We start from the raw sequence: 18,331 nt of genomic DNA on the forward strand, positions 1-18,331 counted from the left end.
AAGATGTCTGCAGAACTGCAATTTATTGGCCGAATTGCCACGCCTTATCACTCGGTTTCGGAGTGTCCGAATAACATCCAACCGGACAACGGCCCTCTCTGTGAAATCAAGTTAGATGACGTTTATCAGCAAGGTTTGCTAGGACTAAACCGTGGCGACCACATCTTGATCTTGTATTGGTTAGAAGGCGCAAAACGAGACGAGTTGATACAAAGCTGGGATGAAGAGACGCCGACCAAAGGCACCTTTGCACTGCGTTCACCGCACAGACCAAACCCAATCGGTGCAGCTGTGTTACCGATTGAAAAAATCGAGAATGGCACCGTAACCGTAAGCGGCTTAGATTGCTTAAACAACACACCACTGTTGGACATCAAGCCGGCGATCTATAAAGAGAAGGGATAAGCGAGAAGTTGGCCTTCCTAAACCAAAAGCGAGCTGTGCGTTAGCGAAAGGAAGGCATTACGCATACTTGATGAAAGCTTGGCTTAACTGCTGAAAGAGTGAGTCTACGTTGGGAAGGCTCGTCAAATGTGCGGACAACAGTGTATGAACCTGCGCATCCACCACGGTTGGATTCCCGCAAACTTGATTATAAAAATTCACTGGCGCAACGATGTTCTCTAAGTCGGCATCTAACAAGATACAAGCTTGCGAAAGTACAATTTGGCCGCCCCCTTGTTTAAGCAATACACGTTGCGCAGTACCCACTATTTTTTGTTTATTGATATTGAGGTTGTAGTCACCATCACAATAAGAACCGGGGGTGGCGTGTACATCCGCATCGATGCCCAATTCTTTGAAAAACAGGGTTAATACATTGCACAGATGTCGATACGCTTTTTGGATATTGTAGGCTTCATCGCGAGGCCAATGGTAAATGTGCGATAAGTTAATGATCCCCGGCAATTGAGGAACGGGAGCGCCACCTGTTTTACGCGAGGTAAGTTGCCAGCCTTGTGCCGCAAGTTGCTTTTTAGATTCCACCGTCACTGGCCACTTTTTACCTGCGGGCAAAACGAGTGTTGGCGTTTTTGCTTGCCACAGCATTAAGGCTTGCCCAATCTCACCCGCCTGTATCTGCTGCAATAATTCAGCTTCTTTTTCAAACGCACGATCAACATCAATGTGCGGGTAACGTACGAGTTTATTCGTTAACTTCAATGCACTTTCCTCTACAGATTGTGGTGACCTACCATTTCACTTTCTGAAATGGTTGATGGACGATAGGGCTAGTTATCCCCAAAAACTTCCGTACACATCCGCATTTAGAACCTCAAAAAACGCCTCAAGGCTCTTCACCTCTGCTGTCGGTTCGTAAATGTGCCATTTTAAATCAGATTTCATCCAATAGATTGCCCACTCATTACGTGATTTGTAGTACTTCACTTTGGCTATAGGACTTTCCATTTTTTCACTTGGGTCGTTCCATTTCGGGCGAACTTCGAATATTTCTATTGCTTGCCCATTCACTCGATATCCTAAATCTAACTGGTCCCTAATTTCTACAGGTGGTCGACGAGAGTCCAGATAGATCTCAACTGCTTTTTCATATCGTTTTTGTTCGATTTCAGAGAATGCCATATCAGTTACCTAAGCTATTAATCAACTTCAGTTTACGACGTAAAAGTAGTCGTACGTATAGATTTATTTTGAAATAGTACATAACGACTAACGTACCGATCTCCATACCAAGACCGCGAGTGTAACGCGTCATCTGGATGTTTTTGTTTTAAATATTATTTCGATGAAGCATCAAGCTGTTTAAGAGCCAATCGCCCTAACTTGTTCATTTTTTGCTCTTGCTGTAGGCTTTCAACATGAAATTTGCACCAGTAATAAAGCGTGATACATAAGAGTTGAAATTTTTGTTCGGGTTTGACTTTTTTCCATGGAACACTCTCTACAATCCATGACTGATTTGTCTCTCGAGCAACTTTCATAAACTCTTCCTTCCTCTCTGCTGGAAAAGAATCATAAAAGTTATTCATGTAGCTTGTATCAATCTTGGTATCCAAATTATGAGCAAAATCATTCCTTATTTTACCTAGAACTCCAAGAGGCTTCTTTAGTTCACTAGATAACCCAATAGCGAGTGCTAACTGTACTTTCCCTGAGTAATCTAAACCGATTGGTTTTAAATGTTCAGGATACTCCAGAGCACTAGCTAGATAGTCATTGATCAAGTGTTCTATTTGAATTTGAGTATGGATAACTTTACCCAAATCACTTTCTTGCAAAAGGATCGAGCTCACATTTACTGATTTCATGAATCACCATATTTACGATATTTGAACATCGTGCGAGCACGAATTCTTTCGCTAAACATATCAAAAAGATTGCCTATAACCAACTGAGTAATATAGAAAACTCTAAACTTTAAATGTGAAATTGTTCACACACACATTACCTCCTACGAAAGGCTCGTTATCAATCTGAACTTCCCATTGAGTTATCTATTTATTAACTCTCTAAAAGTGGTTGATCGTTCTATTCATGCCAAACCATAGTTAAAACTCGCCGTTGTTTAAGCCATGTTTCATTCTAGGCAACACAGAGTCTTGATGGCTTCTGTCTGACAAGGTTGTCTGATATGGTGGCGGCAGAACTTCAGCAATTGTTTAGATAGTATTGAATATGAAAACACTAACCATACTTGATGGCGGCATGGGCCGAGAACTCAAAGAAATTGGCGCGCCATTTTCTCAACCGCTTTGGAGTGCTCAAGCGCTGATTGAAGCACCCGATTTTGTCAGCCAAGCGCATAAAAACTTTGTCGATGCAGGTGCTGAAATCCTGATAACAAACAGCTATGCGTGTGTTCCCTTTCACTTGGGTAAAGAGCTATTCGAGCAACGCGGTTTTGAACTAGCCGCACTGTCTGGTGAGCTGGCTAAAGCAGTTGCAGACAATGCTACCCACACAGTGAAAGTGGCGGGCGCGATTCCACCGCCATTTGGCAGCTACCGACCAGACTTGTTTAAGGTAGAAGAAGCCGCGCCAATCATCCAAACGCTTTACGATGCACAAGATCCAAACATCGACCTTTGGATAGCGGAAACGATTTGTAGCCTGCAAGAATTTGAATCCATTCATGCGGTTCTTAAGCAGTCCGATAAGCCGTGTTACTACGCATTCAGTTTGGAAGACACCAAGGGCGATTCTGCCAATATTCGTTCAGGCGAGAGCGTAACAGACGCGATCAAACTTGCCTGCCAATCAAACGCAACAGGCATTATGTTTAACTGCTCAGTGCCTGAAGTGATGGATCAAGCCATTATCGATGCTAAGAAAGTGATCGATGAGCTAGGCCGTGATTTAGAAATTGGTGTCTACGCCAACAATTTTGCGCCTATCAGCAACGAACATGAAGCGAATGATATGTTTCAGGAGATGCGTGAGCTGGATGGTCAAGGTTACTTAACTTACGCTAAACGTTGGCACGCACTGGGCGCGAATATCGTCGGTGGCTGTTGTGGCATCGGGCCAAAACACATTCAAGCTCTAGCCGATTGGAAACACTCAATACAGAGCTAATCCTGAGCTTCAACTAGAATAAAATAAATAGAGAACAGGTTGAGAAATCTGTTCTCTATTTGTATGTGGCGTCTCTGAGTACACTGATACAAAACAACGATTTGGAGCAACTGATGAGCGACACGCAACGCAAAATTAAATGGGGCATCGCAGGTCTAGGCAATATCGCCAATCGATTCGCGACTGCAGTCACAGAGCACTGTTTGCATGGTGAGCTGTATGCCGTTGCCGCAAGAGATCACTCACGCGCAGCCTCATTCGCCAACAAGTTTGGTTGCGACAAGGCTTATGGCTCTTATGAAGAGATGGCGAATGACCCAGCAGTAGAAGCGGTTTACATCGCCACCGTTCACCCATACCATCAGCCACTCGCAGAACTGTTTCTAAAGAACAATAAGCACGTATTGGTGGAGAAGCCGGCTTTCACCAACCTTGGTGACTGGCTTGAGATGAAAGCTCTCGCGAAACAAAATGGCGTGATGCTGTTAGAAGCGATGAAAACCGTGGTGTTTCCCGCGTATCGTGAGCTTCAATCATTTTTGGTCGACAACAACATTCAGATAGATTCAATCGAAGCCAGTTTTGGCAACCATCACGACTATGAGCCCGATTTGTTTATCTTCAATCCGGATTTGTCAGGCGGATCAACGCTCGATGTTGGGGTCTATGGACTTTGGTTCTTTTACGATCTATGCCGAACACTGGGTGTGAACCCTTCAAAACCTCAGGTAAAGATGTCGTGTCTTTATGAGGGGGCAAATGTGGATACCGATGCGTGCTTTACCTTCTCTGGTGATATGAACGGTAAGATATCGGCATCAACAGTGCAAAACCTTCCCCGATCAGCGCACTTGAGTGGGCCTGATACTAAGATCACCATTCATGAAAAATGGTGGAATCCGGCCTTTATTGAGATTGAACATCAAGGGCAGAAGTCGACCATCAACAAACAAGTGACGGGCAATGGGTTCGAATTTGAAATCGACCATTTTTCAGATTTGGTGCTTCAAGGCAAAACTGAATCGAATATCCTAAGCTCAGAGATAACCTCTCGAGTTCTCGACACGATGGAAAAAGCACTGATTGACTCTGGCTATCCACATTTAACTCAACCTCGTCGTTAGGAAAAGCAAATTGGGCAACCTTAAGCGCAAGCTTGAATTGTATGAAAAGATATTTCAGGCTTTTGGGCCTGGAGTATCACATTGTCAGGTCAACCAACTGGCCACCCTGCTGCACGTAAGTGAACGTCATGTTCAGACCTTACTCAAAGCGATGACAGCGCAAGGTTGGATTGAGTGGCAAGCTAGCTCAGGCCGCAGCAAGAAGGCACAACTGACGTGTCTGGTTGAGCCCATTGAGGCGTGTTACCGATACGCACAAACCCAAGCTGACGCAGGCAACATAGAACAGGTGTTTAGCACTTTGAGCTTCAATGGCCGCAATGCTGGCGCTGAGTTGCAAGTCTTTCTAAGCAATACCAATCCGTCGGCGCAGAATATCGCGTACATCCCCTTTCACCGAGAACTCGAAGCGCTTCACCCTCAACGAGTACTTAGACGCACCGAACGCTTCCTAGTGATGCAAGTTTGCCAACGCCTTACCACCGTTCAGCACGGCAAACTCAGCGGCGATTTAGCTTATCATTGGCAGCCTAATCAAGATGCGACACAGTGGCACTTTCAGATTCGTAATGGTGTTCAGTTTCATAACGGAAGAACACTCGAACCTCAAGACATAGCGCGCAACCTTAACTCGCTCTGCCAAAGCAAAATATGGCGTCGCTGTTATCAGCATATTGATGAGGTCTCTATCGCGGCAGGTAATGTGGTTGTCGTGAAACTGAATCAACCTGATTGGCACTTACCACGCCTACTTGCCAGAGCTGAAGCATCCGTATTTGATCCCTCATCACCGACTGATAGGCTGATTGGTTCTGGCGCGTTCTCGTTAGACATCTTCTCAAGCAATATGTTGAGATTGAGCCGCAATAGCGCGTATTCACACAGCACGCCGATTCTTAATCGAGTCGAGTTGTGGGTCTACCCGGAATGGGCACAGAGCAAAGCCTGCGCTCAAAATCAGGTGTGCGTGAAACTGCCCGAGAAAACGATCACTGTGCGTTGCGATAATCATGCTTCCAAACCGGATTTGGGCTCAACCTTCTTTAAGATTCAAAGCCCGATGTTGTCGAAAACCGTTCGTGAATTCACTGTTGAAGACACCTCTGAATGCCAAACCCTTTTCGATCAATTATCAGTATCCGGCGACCACAAAACCAACGTGGAATATGGCCACTACCTAACTACCAAAGACGTCGTGTTGTGTAGCATTATTGATGAGAACGACACCTTCACTTCGTGGTTAAGCTTTTTCACTCGCTTCCCGTTTGAGGATTTAGCTCTACCCTCTGAGATGCCAAAAACAGTAGAACAAGGCTTAGCTTCAATAAGAAACCAGCCCAACGTTGAGTTAGCGATGAATGCACTGTTGGAACTCAAGCATTGGTTGAATGACTCTGGGGTTGTGGTTGAGCTAAAACAAGAGGCATTCAATTTGGAAGTTTCTGAAAAGATACACGGCGCACAAGTAAATGGTTTCGGTTGGTGTGAGCTCGACAAGCTGTGGATTAGCCATTTGTAAGTCTAGCCATGTTCAAAAATAAGTCATTAGGCACAGCGACTTATCTTTAACACTCCCCTGCCAATAGCAAAGAAATGGAGTGCTAATGTACTCTCGAAGTGAAACTCAACAAATATAAGCACAAACTAAATAGACCCAATAAGAAGGTAAACCATGACTCGACACCTAAAAGGCTCATTACTGTTTCTTTGCGCATTCTCTTTTAACAGCATGGCGAGCACCCAATGCGACGCACTAACTGGTTGTGAAAAGAAGTTCTGTGAGATCGAATATCAAATAAAGAAAGCGGAGCAGTACGATAATCAGTACAAAGTGGAGCGATTAACCACGGCGTTAAAAGCCGCGAAAGAGAACTGCACTAATGAAGGCTTGAAGGATGATCTCCGTGAGAAGATTGAATCCAATGAACAAGATTTAGCTGAATACCAAGCTGACCTAGAAGAAGCAAAAAGAGACGATAGAGCGGATAAAATCCGAAAGTATGAGGGTAAGATCGAAAAAGAACTGCGTAAAATCGATAAATTAAAGCAAGAACTGGCTAAGATCCCTTAATCGATAATTGAAACAAAAATGGTCTTACTGCTTAGTAAGACCATTTAGAAAATACCGCTTTATGACGACTTCAGAATCAACCTAGCCAACGCCAGCCGTTATTATCCTACTAGCGCCAATTCAGACTCTTTATAAATCCGGTTAGCCACTTTGTATGCCGCCGGAGACATCAGTGTCTCTTTGCATCTGCGCTTAAACTGCTCGACTTCAATCGTTTGTTCTTCCAGTAAATAGCACAGCTCACTCAAGTAGTTAGCTTCAAACACAGCTTGACCAAGTGGCGTACATTCGTATCGGCTAGACTCTTGGTAGCCAATTGCGGTCAACACTGATTCTGGCAGCTCCCAGAACTTAGCAATGGTGTAAGTCAGGCGAATAGAGTAGCTGTTCATCAGGCGCTTCAATGCTAACGAGTTAGGCGGAACAGAAGGATCAACATGCTTGAAGGCTTCTACCATCATCTGGAAAATGATCATCTTGCCTAAGTTGCGAATCAACCCAACAAAGTATGCCGCCGCTTGATCTTCTTGAGATGAAGAGTCTTTCATCAACTCCTTAGAAAAAGACGCGGTCTGAACACTGTGGTTCCAAATTTTCTCACCGAAGTGACGCCAGTAAATATTGTTGCCCGGCGTGAAGTTCTTCATGTAACTATTCACAACTCCTTCAACAAGCCCTTGAGAACCCATATTTAGGAATGCTGTTTTTAGGTCGGTAACCTGCTTTTCATTGCGTTTGTAAAAGGCGCTATTTGCCAACTTAATCACATCGGCAGCCATACTCGGCTCGCGCTCAATCACTGTTAATAGTGCGTCAACATCAAACTCGTCGCTCTGTAATTCTGCCATTAACGTGGTTACAGAGGCTGGCATCACTGGCAGTTCATTAAGCAAAGCTTTTGGAGAGCGAATCAAACGTTCGATCTGACAAGCAACAAAATCACTAAATGGGTCTGACTCCGTTCGAAGGCGAGACTCTCCAAACAAATAATCAAGGAACTCACCATCGTGAAGGCTAAGCGTATTATCGACGATTAATGATGATGGTTGAGCTGACGAAGGCGGAACAAAGATTGAAGACCGAACAGAATCAGTAGCAACGGTTTGTTGTTGCTCTTTTTGGACAGGCTCTGCAGAGGGTTTGTTTTTTGAATCAACAAAAGGCGAGAATAGTGCCTGCAATACCCTTTTAAACATCAATACGGCTCCTAGATGAATACAACATAGATAGGGATATATAACGGCGGTGATTATCGCACAGTTAATTAATAAACCACACAGTGTTAAATGAATCATTAACTTTTCAACTGTATAAGACCGGTTACTCAACAGCCTGCGAGACTAGGCCTCCTGTATTCACCAGAAACAAAAAAGCGAGCACATGACACTGGCTCGCTCTTACATAAATTAGATGCGTGACACTGTTTAAAGTTAGCTCTGAGCGACTTCCAACACGATCTTACCAACGTGTTTTTTCTTTAGGAACTCACCTTGCGCTTTATGAATATCGGCTAACGGATAAGACTCTGCGACGATGGCGCCAATCTGCTGCTTCTCAATACGGTTGACTAGATTCTGGAATACCTGTGGTTCTAAAACTGTGCAACCAAAAAAGCTGAGATCCTTGAGATACAAAGTGCGAACATCAAGCTCAACCATCGCGCCACCAATTGCGCCAGATACGGCATAACGACCGTGTGGTTTCAGCACTTCAAGGAACTCAGGCCACTTGTCACCTGCCACCAAATCGATAACCACATTGACGCTACTTTCGCCTAACGCTTTAACCAAATCCGCATCACGGGCAATCACTTCATCAGCGCCAAGTTCAAGTAACTGTTGGTTCTTGCTTGGGCTGGTAATCGCAATCACATACGCGCCGCGAGCTTTTGCTAGCTGAACAGCCGCAGAGCCCACACCGCCCGATGCACCAGAGATAAGCACGCGGTCACCCTCAATCACATTCGAGCGAGTCAGCATGTTTTCTGCGGTCGAGTAAGAGCATGGGAAAGACGCCAGCTCAACATCCGACATTGTGCTGTTCACCGCGTAAGCGTGCTTAGCTGCTACTTTGGTGTATTCAGCAAAACCGCCATCGCACTCAGAGCCGAAATACCATGGCTGTGGTAGATCTCGCCCGTACACTTCAGTCAGACAAGGTTCAATCAGAACACGCTCACCAATACGATCAGCAGGGACTTCGTTACCAACGGCTACGATAAAACCGCACACATCAGCACCTTGGATGCGAGGGAATTTCAACGCTTCGCCAGACCAACTGGCATCGTCTGAATCATCACTTTTTGCATACCAACCAATTCGTGTGTTGATGTCGGTGTTGTTCACGCCTGCGGCCATCACCTTGATCAGCACTTCATTAGGTTCAATTTGAGGAACAGCGATATCTTCACGGTAACCCAGCATTTCTGCCCCGCCGTGTCCTAGCATCTCTGCGCCTTTCATTGTTTTTGGCACTTCAAAATTCATACTGTTTCCTTGAGTAATTTTGTCACCATATTCTGTGCCGATGCCACTGCTTCTTCGCCCAATACTGGCCACGCACTTGATACGCCTTCATGAAGTAGAAAGAGCTCTGAAGCGAGGTCTTCTCTTTGGCTTTGCTTAGCCATTAACGCCTGAACTTCTTTCTTATGCTCGATTACGGCTTGGTTAATCAGTTCGTTGTCAGGAAAAGCAGCCAGTGCGTTCATCGATAAACAACCGTGCGGCGCGTACTCTTCCATCCACTGTTGAAGCTTGTTGAAGATATGAGTAATCGCTTGGTAGCCCGAGCGAGGGGAATCTTCCAACAGCAGACTCAAGTAGCGCTGATGACGATGTTCTAACGCCCCAACGATCATCGCTTCTTTTGAAGGGAAGTGTTTATACAAGGTTCTCAGGCTCACGTTGCACGCGGTTTTCAGCTGTGCAACGCTCGGTTCCGCAAAACCTTGCTGGCTAAACGCCACTTCAAGGCTTGCTGCAATCTGTTCTCTCAACATAATGCTCTCTTAATACTGAATACCAATCGTAGTAAGTAACAGTGATAGGTATAACAACAGGTAGAATGGTTGCTCTACCTACAGAGTAGAACGATCACTCTACCCGTGTCAATGAGATCTTTTTGTCGTCCTATAAAACAAAAAATCCCACTTCTATCAAGGAGCAGGATTTTTATGTGTAAGCGTTAGTCGCTAATGTTCGAATGGTTACTTAGTGTAAAAAGCACGCTTGAGTGCGACTTCCAATCCGCGAACTTCAGCTAACCCTTTCAATCGACCAATCGCTGAATAACCTGGATTCGTCGTTTTCTTTAGGTCATCTAACATTTGATGGCCGTGATCCGGACGCATTGGAATTAAGCGATGGTCACCCACTTCTGCACGACGGTGTTCTTCATCCAAGATAGCCATCACAACGTTGTACATGTCCACATCACCATCTAGGTGCGCTGCTTCATGGAATGTCATTGGGTTGCTTTCTTCACGCTTGGTTGAGCGCAGGTGCGTAAAGTAAATTCGGTCACCGTGCTTTTTAATCATATTGACCAGATCATTGTCGCCACGAACACCGTATGAACCCGTACACATCGTCAAGCCATTCATTTTGCTCGGTACATGCTCGGTCAACCAATCAATGTCTTCGATCGTTGAAACGATACGAGGCAAGCCTAGAATGGGACGCGGTGGATCGTCTGGGTGAACCGCCATCTTCAAGCCATTCGCATCACAGATAGGCATCAGCTCAGCGAGGAAGTAAGACATGTGCTCACGTAGCTTATCTTTGTCGATTCCCGCATAACGATCTAGCTGTGCTTGAAACGCTTCTAGTGTGTAACCTTCTTCAGCGCCTGGCAGGCCAGCGATGATGTTATTGGTCAGTTGCTGAATTTGCTCAGGCGTCATGTTGTTGAAGTAATCCAACGCTTGCGCTTGCTCTGATTCTGAATAGTCCGATTCTGCACCTGGGCGCTTCAAGATATGCAGCTCAAATGCCGCAAACGCGATTTGGTCAAAGCGCAGTGCGCGCGAGCCATCAGGCATTTCAAATTCTAAATCGGTACGCGTCCAGTCCAACACGGGCATGAAGTTATAACAAACCGTATCGATGCCACACTCAGCAAGGTTAGACAGAGTTTGCTTATAGTTATCAATCCACAGCTGGTAGTTACCAGTTTGAGTTTTGATCTCTTCGTGCACAGGCACGCTTTCTACTACCGACCACGTTAAACCTTTCTCTTCGATAATGGCTTTACGCTTAAGGATTTCTTCTTTTGTCCAAACTTCACCATTTGGAATATGGTGCAGTGCATTCACAATACCAGTTGCGCCCGCTTGACGAATATCGTCTAGCGAAACTTGATCATTAGGGCCGTACCAACGCCACGTTTGTTCCATGAGACTTACCTTTCTTTAAGACGCACTTAGCCGGCTCGAATTAATCAAGCTAAATGCAATAACGACTTCTTAATGGCAGCAATGACAATTGCTGCCCGAGATACGCCGGTCTACGCCGGTCTAAAGACGATTACCTATCTACAACCTAGTGAATGAATCAACTTTCAAGAGGAGCCTTGTCGCTGAATTCAACGTTAGCTTTCAAAACTAACTTTCTGTGCTAAGCAGCACCACTGGGTTGGAACTAAATAAGTAGCCATCAAAGTTTGGGTCATCAATGTCTGACAGCGCTAACAAACGCTGTTTAACATTCTCAAGGTGTTGCCACATTGCGTTCTTAGCAGCGACAGGATCTTTGCGCTGTAAGGCGGCGAGGATACGAGCGTGATCATCTAACCATTCTTCACGGTAATCTTGACCACTGATGTGAGAGTGGAGTTTATTCCACATTGGACTCTTTTCGCGTCGATCCCAGGATTGTTTCAGCATATCTACCAGAACAGAGTTTTGAGTGGCCTCTGCAATACACATGTGAAATCTTTCATCTCCGCTGCAATCGGTGGTGCCGCTTGCAAGCTCTTCGCGCTCGAGTTCGAGTGCAGAGCGCATCTTAATGATATCGCCCGGAGTGACCTGAGTTGCCGCAAACTCCGCGATATTACTTTCCAGTAATTGGCGGGCCTGCAGCATCTCGAATGGACCAGCATCATCGCTGACCACATTCTCGCGAGAATGAGTTGGAATGTTCAGGACATAAACACCCGACCCTTTTTTCACCTCAACTAAGTTTTCAAGCTCCAGCATGATGATCGCTTCACGCACCACTGTGCGGCTTACATCTAGACGATCAGCAATATCGCGTTCTGGAGGTAATCTATCTCCGACCTTATACAGGCCTTCAATCAGTTCTTTTCTTAGTACTAACCCTATCTCCTGATAAGGTCTTTTCGGCTCGAAAGGCATCATGATGATATTGTCACTTCTTTCCATTGTATTTCTCTCGCCATCATAATGACCAAATATAATTGGTCAACCTCTATATCCTAAAATGCAGTAACACCTTGTTTTTGTATTACTCTTTTTTCTATATTTGCTCGTTATTCAACAGCCTGAATACGGTCAATCAATGCGCTCAATTCTGGGTCCGCTTTATCTAGCGCGTCGTACATAGGTTGAACCGCTAGTGCGAACGCAGCCTTGTCTGGCTCCACAAAAGTAACGCCCATTTTCTCGGCTTTAGCACGCTCTTTTGCTTCCGATTCAGCCCACAATTTTTTCATCAATTCAGATGAATCACTTGCCGCCTTCATTAGCGCATCTTGTTGTTCTGTAGTCAGTTTATCGTATGCTTTGGTTGAGATAACCAACACATCCGGAACCATCGTATGCTCATCTAAGCTGAAGTATTTAGACACTTCACTGTGACGGCTCAAGCTGAAAGAAGGAATGTTATTTTCAGCCGCATCTACGACACCTTGCTGCAGTGCTGTGTACAACTCACCGTAAGCTAGTGGCGTTGGGTTACCGCCTAACGCTTTCACCATCGCAATTGCTGATGGGCTTGGTTGAACACGAACTTTCAAACCTTTCAGATCTTCTGGTGTGTTAATTGGCTTATTGGTATAGAAGCTACGCGCACCAGCGTCGTAATACGTCACACCAATAAAGCCGCTATCACGAGAAGAGTTAAGAATGTCACGGCCCACTTCACCATCAGTCACACTGTAGTAGTGCGCTTGATCGCGGAATAAGTAAGGCATGTTGAATGATGAATAAGCAGGAGAAAAAGCTTCTAGCTCAGCGGCATTACTTTTCACCATATCTAAAGCGCCGTTCTGCATCAGCTCCATAGATTCACGCTGTGTACCCAATTGAGCATCAGGGTAAATACGAATACGCACCTCACCATCAGTCAATTCACGTACTTCTTTCGCCATAAACGTCATCGCTTCATGTACTGCATGGTCACGAGGGTGGTTATGGCTCAGTTTCAATGTTGTCGCTGCATAAGCAGAAGCTGTTGCTCCAAAAGTTAAAGCAGCACCGACAACCGCACTAATCAAAGTTTTACGCGTCATCATCATTCTTATTCTCCGTGGATTGGTTATCCAAAATGTAGGGTGTTTTTTGTTATGGGCTCATATTGGGGCTCAAAAAAGGAACCGTCAAAGCTGAAATTAAAATTGATTGACCAATATCACAATAAAAACCCATAAATTGGTCAACCAAAATCATTTGTGAAGTTGCTCACGCCAACCAAAAAATGAATAGCTTATGATTCAGCCAGATTTTTGAACATACCATCCCTACATAGAAACAATTTCTTACATTGGTAAACCAATTGTTATGAGATACGCAATTTTGTTGAAAGGAAATAAACATGAATAAATTGGTCAGTTATATAAATAGAGGGTTGGCCGCCTTTACAGTGTCTCTATCGTCTTTCTTAGTGCTGTGTGTGATATGGCAGGTTTTATCCCGCTATGTTATTGGCAAACCAAGTACTGTTACCGACGAGCTCGCGCGTTATCTCTTTATGTGGGTAGCCTTAATTGGTGCTGCTTACACTACGGGGCTGAAACGCCACCTTGCCATCGACCTGCTTACGATGAAGCTGACTGGCAAACGCAAATTAATCAACGAAATCGTTATCCAAATAGCCATCGCTTCTTTCTCTTATATCGTTCTGGTGCACGGTGGAAGCCAACTTGCTGCTAAAACGCTTGCGATGGGACAGCTGACTCCCGCTCTAGGTTTAGAAATGGGCTACATCTACTTCTGCTTACCGATTAGTGGCGCTTTGATGATTTTTTACTCCGTCGTATTTACCTACGAACGCGTTAAACAATTAATGTCAGGTGACGATTTGATCACCGACTCACAACTTGATTGATAGAAGGATTTCACAATGGAATGGCAAGTAATACTGACATTATTCGGTAGTTTCGCTGTACTGCTTACAATCGGTGTACCGGTCTCTTTTGCGATTGGTTTATCGTCACTAGCAACCATCTTAATGAGCTTACCGCTTGAGCCTGCAATCGCTGTAGTAGCTCAACGTATGGCCGCAGGCCTTGATAACTTTGCGCTATTGGCAATCCCGTTCTTCATTTTGGCGGGCAACATCATGAACCAAGGCGGCATCGCGCTGCGTTTGATCAACTTCGCGAAAGTGTTGGGTGGTCGTCTACCGGGTTCATTGGCACACGTAAACGTGATGGCAAACATGATGTTTGGTTCTATCTCAGGCTCAGCGGTTGCATCGGCGGCTGCTGTTGGTGGCACCATGTCTCCTCTGCAAAAGAAAGACGGCTACGACGAAAACTTCTCTGCTGCGGTAAACATTACATCGTGTCCTACCGGTCTATTGATTCCGCCAAGTAACACGCTGATCGTTTTCTCGTTGGTTTCTGGTGGTACTTCAATCGCGGCGCTGTTCTTAGCGGGCTATATCCCAGGTCTCATCATGGGGCTAAGTATCATGATTGTGGCGGGTATTATTGCAAAACGTCGTGGTTACCCTGTTGCAGCTCGTCCTTCACTATCAATGGTTTGGGATACTTTCCTAAAAGCAGCGCCTTCTCTGGCACTGATCGGCATCATCATGGGTGGCATCATTGGCGGTATCTTTACTGCAACTGAAGCTTCTGCGATTGCCGTGGTATACACGTTTGTTTTAGCCGTGCTTATCTACCGTGAAGTAAAATGGCGTGATATTCCAAAGATCATCCTTGAGTCTGCAGTAACAACTTCTATCGTTCTATTACTTGTTGGCGCATCCATGGGGATGTCTTGGGCAATGGCGAACGCCGATGTGCCTTACATGATTGCTGATGCATTACTGGCGGTTTCTGATAACCCGCTAATGATCCTACTGATTATCAACGTGATTCTGCTGATTGTGGGTATCTTCATGGATATGACACCAGCGGTACTGATCTTCACACCAATCTTCCTACCAATCGCGCTAGACCTAGGCATCGACCCTGTGCACTTCGGCATCATGATGACCTTCAACCTTGCTATCGGTATCTGTACGCCGCCAGTAGGTAGTGCTCTATTCATCGGTTGTTCGGTTGCCAACATTGCCATCGACAAAGTCATCAAACCTTTGCTGCCATTCTATGCAGCACTGATTGCAGCCCTAATGGCCGTTACTTTTATCCCTGAGCTGAGCTTGTTCCTACCTGAATTGGTACTGGGCTACGGTTCATAATTAGGTCACAGATAGATTCTAAGACTGCTAAACACTCAAACGCTTTATCAAATAATAAAATCCCGCTGGTTCGCTGGCGGGAAAAGGAACTGAATAATGAAGACTGTTGCTAACTCTACGCTGCCAAACACTGTATTACGACCTGACTACGACCGTTCAGCACTCCAAAGCCGTATCGTGCACCTTGGCTTCGGTGCATTTCACCGAGCACACCAAGCGCTGTTCACCAATGAAATGCTCAGCAAAACCAACACTGATTGGGGCATTTGTGAGATAAACCTATTCGGCGGCGAAGACCTAATTGAATCACTTCGCGCGCAAGACCACCTTTACACCGTAGCTGAAAAAGGCGCTGAATCCACAGACGTTAAAGTGATCGGCTCAGTAACCGAATCTCTTCACCCAAGTCTAGATGGCATCGAATCCGTATTAGAAAAAATGGCCGAGCCTCAAGTGGCTATCGTTTCTATGACCATCACAGAGAAAGGCTACTGCGCTGACCCAGCGACAGGTAAACTCGACAAAAATAACCCATTAGTCATCGCTGACCTAGCTAACCCAAGCGAACCTAAATCAGCATTAGGTTACATTGTCCAAGCCCTCAAAATTCGACGTGAACGTGGCTTAACACCATTCACGGTCATGTCTTGCGATAACGTGCAAGAGAACGGTCATGTAGCAAAAGCAGCGATCATTGAGTTCGTTCAACTGCTCGACCCAGAATTACGTGATTGGATTGAAACCAATGTCACCTTCCCATGCACCATGGTTGACCGCATCGTACCCGCAGCAACCGAAGAGACACTGACAGAAATTGCAGAACTGCTTGGTTGTGAAGACCCATGTGGTATCGCCTGTGAACCCTTCCGCCAATGGGTGATTGAAGATAACTTTGTGGCAGGCCGTCCAGACTGGAATGTCGCTGGCGCAGAGTTCGTCGAAGATGTGGTGCCTTACGAAGAGATGAAACTGCGCATGCTCAATGGCAGTCACTCTTTCCTTGCTTACCTTGGATACCTTGGTGGTTACGACCATATTTCCGACACCATGACAGATGCAGGCTACCGTAAAGCCGCTTTTGACATGATGATGAAATCACAGGCACCTTCGTTAACCATGCCTGAAGGGACAGATTTGGAAGGTTACGCAACCTTGCTTATCAACCGCTTCACGAACCCAAGTTTGAAACATAAGACGTGGCAGATTGCGATGGATGGCAGCCAAAAGATCCCTCAGCGTATGGGTGGCAGCTTACGATTCCATTTAGAGCAAGGCTCAGACTTCTCATGGCTTGCAACGGCCATCGCTGGCTGGATGCGTTATGTATCTGGCGTTGATGAGCAAGGTAATGAGATCGATGTTCGCGATCCAATGGCAGACACACTTCGTCAAATCTGCGACCAGCATGGACTCAATGTTTCTGTGGTTCCTGCATTGCTTGCTGTTGAAGCGATTTTCCCTGCTGAGCTAGGCCAAAACCCACAAGTCATCGATGCAGTAAGTTCAGCATACCAATCACTCATTGAACACGGTGCCGTTGCTACCGTGGCTGCGTTATAAGGAGTACAAGCAATGAAAAATTTCTTATGCGAAGACTTTTTACTGTCGAATGAGACTGCACGTCGTTTGTACCATGAACACGCAAGCCACCAGCCGATTTATGACTATCACTGCCATCTAAACCCGGCAGAAGTGGCTCAAGATCGTCAGTTCGAAAACATGTCTAAGATTTGGCTTGAGGGTGACCACTACAAATGGCGAGGCATGCGTTCAGCAGGGATTGATGAGCGTCTGATTACTGGAGGCGCAAGCGATTATGATAAGTTCATGGCATGGGCTAGAACCGTCCCTCAAACCTTGGGCAACCCACTTTACCACTGGACTCATTTAGAACTACGCCGCCCATTTGGTATTACTGGCACTCTCTTTGGTCCAGAAACCGCAGACCAAATTTGGCACGAAGGCAACGAGCTATTAGCGACACCGGAATTTAGTGCTCGCGGCATCATGCAGCAAATGAATGTTGTTATGGCCGGCACGACGGATGACCCTATTGATTCTCTTGAACACCATAAAGCGATCGCTGAAGACAACACATTCGATGTGAAGGTTCTACCAAGCTGGCGCCCAGATAAAGCGTTCAAAATTGAACTTGATAGCTTTGCTGATTACCTACAAAAATTAGGCATGGTTGCTGACGTTGAAATCACTCGCTTCCATCACCTATTGACTGCTTTAGACAGCCGCCTAGCGCATTTCAACGACCATGGTTGCCGTGCAGCAGACCACGGTATTGAGGTAGTTCGCTACGCACCTATTCCATCTGAATCGGATTTGGATGCCCTGTTAGCTCGACGCCTCAATGGCGAAACACTCACCGATCTAGAATGTGCGCAGTTTTCAACAGCGGTTCAGGTGTGGTTAGGCAAGCGCTACGCCGCAATGGGTTGGGTAATGCAGCTTCACATTGGTGCTCAGCGCAATAACAACACGCGCATGTTCCAACTGTTAGGCGCAGATGCAGGGTTTGATTCGATCAGCGATAAGACGTTTGCCTTCGAATTGGCTCACCTGTTAGACGAGATGGATCAAAGCAACGAACTGCCTCGCACCATTCTTTACTGCTTAAACCCTCGCGATAACGAGATGATGGCAACCATGATTGGCAACTTCCAAGGTGGCGGCATCGCGGGCAAAGTTCAGTTTGGTTCTGGTTGGTGGTTCAACGATCAGAAAGACGGCATGCAACGCCAAATGGAGCAGCTATCTCAGCTTGGTCTGCTTAGCCAGTTTGTCGGCATGCTGACTGACTCCCGCAGCTTCTTGTCGTACACACGCCACGAATACTTCCGCCGAATTCTGTGTGACATGCTTGGTCGTTGGGCTGAAAACGGCGAGGTGCCAAACGACATGTCACGGCTTGGCCCTATGGTCGAAGACATCTGCTTTGGAAACGCAAAACGCTACTTCGAAGAGAGGGCGTAACC

General features: G+C 45.8%; 18 protein-coding genes. 9 read left to right on the plus strand and 9 right to left on the minus strand.

The genetic code is table 11. From position 1 onward, the window contains the following. Window positions 1-3: 3 nt before the first annotated feature. The gene (locus OCU90_RS23330) at window positions 4-405 is read left to right on the plus strand and encodes an SAM-dependent methyltransferase (protein WP_061020927.1); all 402 of its coding nucleotides are present in this window, start codon (window positions 4-6) and stop codon (window positions 403-405) included. A 57-nt stretch (window positions 406-462) separates the two neighbouring features. On the opposite strand, the gene OCU90_RS23335 is transcribed toward OCU90_RS23330, so the two are convergent. From OCU90_RS23335 to OCU90_RS23345, 3 genes are all read right to left on the minus strand, one after another. Then, a complete protein-coding gene (locus tag OCU90_RS23335) occupies window positions 463-1,164 on the minus strand; it encodes a lipoate--protein ligase family protein (protein WP_061020929.1) in 702 nt (233 codons plus the stop codon). A gap of 72 nt (window positions 1,165-1,236) precedes the next feature. Beyond that, complete coding sequence (locus OCU90_RS23340) at window positions 1,237-1,584, minus strand: DUF3024 domain-containing protein (protein WP_061020931.1); 348 nt, start codon at window positions 1,582-1,584, stop codon at window positions 1,237-1,239. 155 nt (window positions 1,585-1,739) lie between these two features. Continuing rightward, window positions 1,740-2,270, minus strand: a complete 531-nt coding sequence (locus OCU90_RS23345) for a hypothetical protein (protein ID WP_061020933.1) — start codon at window positions 2,268-2,270, stop codon at window positions 1,740-1,742. A 367-nt stretch (window positions 2,271-2,637) separates the two neighbouring features. Here OCU90_RS23345 and OCU90_RS23350 point away from each other — a divergent pair, with 367 nt between their 5' ends. The 4 genes from OCU90_RS23350 to OCU90_RS23365 all read left to right on the plus strand — a co-directional run bounded on the left by OCU90_RS23350 (window position 2,638) and on the right by OCU90_RS23365 (window position 6,732). Continuing rightward, window positions 2,638-3,537 carry a homocysteine S-methyltransferase family protein gene (locus tag OCU90_RS23350; protein WP_061020935.1) on the plus strand — a complete coding sequence of 300 codons (900 nt, stop codon included), beginning with the start codon at window positions 2,638-2,640 and terminating at the stop codon, window positions 3,535-3,537. A 113-nt stretch (window positions 3,538-3,650) separates the two neighbouring features. Beyond that, window positions 3,651-4,661, plus strand: coding sequence for a Gfo/Idh/MocA family protein (locus OCU90_RS23355; protein ID WP_061020938.1), 1,011 nt, complete (start codon window positions 3,651-3,653; stop codon window positions 4,659-4,661). 10 nt (window positions 4,662-4,671) lie between these two features. Next, window positions 4,672-6,180, plus strand: coding sequence for an SgrR family transcriptional regulator (locus OCU90_RS23360; RefSeq protein WP_061020940.1), 1,509 nt, complete (start codon window positions 4,672-4,674; stop codon window positions 6,178-6,180). A gap of 153 nt (window positions 6,181-6,333) precedes the next feature. Beyond that, window positions 6,334-6,732 carry a DUF1090 domain-containing protein gene (locus tag OCU90_RS23365; protein WP_017093318.1) on the plus strand — a complete coding sequence of 133 codons (399 nt, stop codon included), beginning with the start codon at window positions 6,334-6,336 and terminating at the stop codon, window positions 6,730-6,732. Window positions 6,733-6,833: 101 nt separating this feature from the next. On the opposite strand, the gene OCU90_RS23370 is transcribed toward OCU90_RS23365, so the two are convergent. From OCU90_RS23370 to OCU90_RS23395, 6 genes are all read right to left on the minus strand, one after another. Further along, complete coding sequence (locus OCU90_RS23370) at window positions 6,834-7,928, minus strand: HDOD domain-containing protein (protein WP_004732348.1); 1,095 nt, start codon at window positions 7,926-7,928, stop codon at window positions 6,834-6,836. A gap of 234 nt (window positions 7,929-8,162) precedes the next feature. Next, entirely contained in the window at window positions 8,163-9,218 is a 1,056-nt protein-coding gene (locus OCU90_RS23375) for an alcohol dehydrogenase family protein (protein ID WP_061020942.1), read from the minus strand. Beyond that, on the minus strand, window positions 9,215-9,733 hold the full coding sequence (locus OCU90_RS23380) for a TetR/AcrR family transcriptional regulator (RefSeq protein ID WP_061020944.1): 519 nt from the start codon (window positions 9,731-9,733) through the stop codon (window positions 9,215-9,217). The genes OCU90_RS23375 and OCU90_RS23380 overlap by 4 nt, the downstream gene beginning before the upstream one ends. Before the next feature lie 207 nt (window positions 9,734-9,940). Continuing rightward, a complete protein-coding gene (gene uxuA, locus OCU90_RS23385) occupies window positions 9,941-11,128 on the minus strand; it encodes a mannonate dehydratase (protein ID WP_061020946.1) in 1,188 nt (395 codons plus the stop codon). 207 nt (window positions 11,129-11,335) lie between these two features. Next, the gene (locus tag OCU90_RS23390) at window positions 11,336-12,118 is read right to left on the minus strand and encodes an FCD domain-containing protein (protein ID WP_061020948.1); all 783 of its coding nucleotides are present in this window, start codon (window positions 12,116-12,118) and stop codon (window positions 11,336-11,338) included. A 107-nt stretch (window positions 12,119-12,225) separates the two neighbouring features. Further along, entirely contained in the window at window positions 12,226-13,209 is a 984-nt protein-coding gene (locus tag OCU90_RS23395) for a TRAP transporter substrate-binding protein (protein ID WP_054542902.1), read from the minus strand. Window positions 13,210-13,508: 299 nt separating this feature from the next. On the opposite strand from OCU90_RS23395, the gene OCU90_RS23400 reads away from it, so the two are divergent. The 4 genes from OCU90_RS23400 (at window position 13,509) to uxaC (ending at window position 18,329) form a co-directional block, all read left to right on the plus strand. Further along, complete coding sequence (locus OCU90_RS23400; RefSeq protein ID WP_048609952.1) at window positions 13,509-14,021, plus strand: TRAP transporter small permease; 513 nt, start codon at window positions 13,509-13,511, stop codon at window positions 14,019-14,021. 15 nt (window positions 14,022-14,036) lie between these two features. Continuing rightward, window positions 14,037-15,344, plus strand: a complete 1,308-nt coding sequence (locus OCU90_RS23405) for a TRAP transporter large permease (RefSeq protein WP_054542885.1) — start codon at window positions 14,037-14,039, stop codon at window positions 15,342-15,344. A 96-nt stretch (window positions 15,345-15,440) separates the two neighbouring features. Next, window positions 15,441-16,904 (plus strand): fructuronate reductase, encoded by a 1,464-nt coding sequence (locus tag OCU90_RS23410; protein WP_061020951.1) that lies wholly within the window; start codon window positions 15,441-15,443, stop codon window positions 16,902-16,904. Between the two features lie 12 nt (window positions 16,905-16,916). Next, on the plus strand, window positions 16,917-18,329 hold the full coding sequence (uxaC, locus tag OCU90_RS23415; protein WP_061020953.1) for a glucuronate isomerase: 1,413 nt from the start codon (window positions 16,917-16,919) through the stop codon (window positions 18,327-18,329). The last annotated feature ends 2 nt before the right edge of the window (window positions 18,330-18,331 follow it).

Origin of the sequence: Vibrio splendidus, assembly GCF_024347615.1 — a bacterium.
GTDB classification, from domain to species: domain Bacteria; phylum Pseudomonadota; class Gammaproteobacteria; order Enterobacterales; family Vibrionaceae; genus Vibrio; species Vibrio splendidus.

Excerpts from the sequence above, each read along its gene's own strand:
- OCU90_RS23340 (WP_061020931.1), bottom strand. The coding sequence starts at position 1,584 with ATGGCATTCTCTGAAATCGAACAAAAACGATATGAAAAAGCAGTTGAG.
- OCU90_RS23395 (WP_054542902.1), bottom strand. The coding sequence starts at position 13,209 with ATGATGACGCGTAAAACTTTGATTAGTGCGGTTGTCGGTGCTGCTTTA.
- OCU90_RS23350 (WP_061020935.1), top strand. The coding sequence starts at position 2,638 with ATGAAAACACTAACCATACTTGATGGCGGCATGGGCCGAGAACTCAAA.
- OCU90_RS23390 (WP_061020948.1), bottom strand. The coding sequence starts at position 12,118 with ATGGAAAGAAGTGACAATATCATCATGATGCCTTTCGAGCCGAAAAGA.
- uxaC (WP_061020953.1), top strand. The coding sequence starts at position 16,917 with ATGAAAAATTTCTTATGCGAAGACTTTTTACTGTCGAATGAGACTGCA.
- OCU90_RS23375 (WP_061020942.1), bottom strand. The coding sequence starts at position 9,218 with ATGAATTTTGAAGTGCCAAAAACAATGAAAGGCGCAGAGATGCTAGGA.
- OCU90_RS23330 (WP_061020927.1), top strand. The coding sequence starts at position 4 with ATGTCTGCAGAACTGCAATTTATTGGCCGAATTGCCACGCCTTATCAC.
- uxuA (WP_061020946.1), bottom strand. The coding sequence starts at position 11,128 with ATGGAACAAACGTGGCGTTGGTACGGCCCTAATGATCAAGTTTCGCTA.
- OCU90_RS23380 (WP_061020944.1), bottom strand. The coding sequence starts at position 9,733 with ATGTTGAGAGAACAGATTGCAGCAAGCCTTGAAGTGGCGTTTAGCCAG.
- OCU90_RS23405 (WP_054542885.1), top strand. The coding sequence starts at position 14,037 with ATGGAATGGCAAGTAATACTGACATTATTCGGTAGTTTCGCTGTACTG.
- OCU90_RS23345 (WP_061020933.1), bottom strand. The coding sequence starts at position 2,270 with ATGAAATCAGTAAATGTGAGCTCGATCCTTTTGCAAGAAAGTGATTTG.
- OCU90_RS23370 (WP_004732348.1), bottom strand. The coding sequence starts at position 7,928 with ATGTTTAAAAGGGTATTGCAGGCACTATTCTCGCCTTTTGTTGATTCA.
- OCU90_RS23400 (WP_048609952.1), top strand. The coding sequence starts at position 13,509 with ATGAATAAATTGGTCAGTTATATAAATAGAGGGTTGGCCGCCTTTACA.
- OCU90_RS23410 (WP_061020951.1), top strand. The coding sequence starts at position 15,441 with ATGAAGACTGTTGCTAACTCTACGCTGCCAAACACTGTATTACGACCT.
- OCU90_RS23355 (WP_061020938.1), top strand. The coding sequence starts at position 3,651 with ATGAGCGACACGCAACGCAAAATTAAATGGGGCATCGCAGGTCTAGGC.
- OCU90_RS23365 (WP_017093318.1), top strand. The coding sequence starts at position 6,334 with ATGACTCGACACCTAAAAGGCTCATTACTGTTTCTTTGCGCATTCTCT.